Below are 1064 nucleotides of genomic sequence, written 5' to 3'. Positions count from 1 at the left end.
TTTCACCGCTGTCCAGACGATTGATATCGAAAATCCTGTCGTGGTCGAACTGGTGGGAGTGACCAACCTGGCACCGACAGATTTGGTGCTTTGATCCGCCAGGAAGAGTACGCGCGAGACAGGATGTAAAACCTGTCCCGCGCGGTAAATGCTGGCGACACCGCGATCGTATTGGTCGGTGTCAATCTTGCCACCGAAGTTGCACCGGGAGACTTCGTCTGATCCCTTAATTGGGGTGTGTATTGGTTAGCCTCGCGACCCACAAGGCAGCGGGGCTTTCCATTTCCGGTCTACCTCCCGGTATCCAATGTCGGTGGCCAAACGGAATCGAGTCCCCCAACACCCTCTCTGATCAGGGCTTATGGTTGATCCATGGGCCCTGTACTCATCGCGCCGCTCCTTTGCCTCCTCATCCCGTCTCCCCTCCCAAGTAGTCTGAAACTCCCACCCCGTTTGGGAGTATCCGCCGATGCGCGATCCCTGGTGCTTATCCATAGTGGCGGCCAATGGTCAACGGTCAGCCAAGATGACCGCAATTGCTCTGGAGAAAGATCATGGCTATTGGAACCACCGGTGTGAACGTTTCACTGGACGAAACGACCGGATTGCAGAACGCCACCGCCACGCCAACCCCTGCGGAGGACGCTAACGACAACGACATTCTGGTGACCTCCCTGCCCTCGACCTTCGCTACCCGTTTGACCGCCCTGGGTGCCGGGACCGCAACGGGGGCAGCGTTGAGTGGCTATACCGGTGCCGTGGGCAACACAGGCAGCAATGCGTTCACCGTCACCCCCGACCCCGGAGCCACCATTACCAATATCAGCTTCGTCGACAGCACGGGCGCACCGCTCAATGGTCTGGACAGCGGTCTGGATACCCTCAATGGCACCAGCATCCTTCTCTACACGGACGCGAACAACGACAACATCGTTCTGGGCCGGGCCGGTGGCTCGACCGGCGCAATCGTGTTCGCCGCCTACATCGAAGAAACCGGATCGCCGGTCTCGGGCGGCAAGATCTGGACCGTGGAATACCAACCGCTCAAGCATCCAGATGCTACG

1 pseudogene is annotated in these 1064 nt (G+C 58.9%); it reads left to right on the top strand.

From position 1 onward, the window contains the following. Nucleotides 1–554 precede the first annotated feature (554 nt). Nucleotides 555–1064 (top strand): annotated as a pseudogene (locus BZL43_RS00150) (hypothetical protein); the annotation flags it as partial.

Origin of the sequence: Pseudomonas sp. PICF141, assembly GCF_002286815.1 — a bacterium.
Lineage (GTDB): Bacteria > Pseudomonadota > Gammaproteobacteria > Pseudomonadales > Pseudomonadaceae > Aquipseudomonas.
The sequence above is the reverse complement of the archived record's forward strand: the minus strand, read 5'-3'. Positions and strand labels throughout refer to the sequence as shown.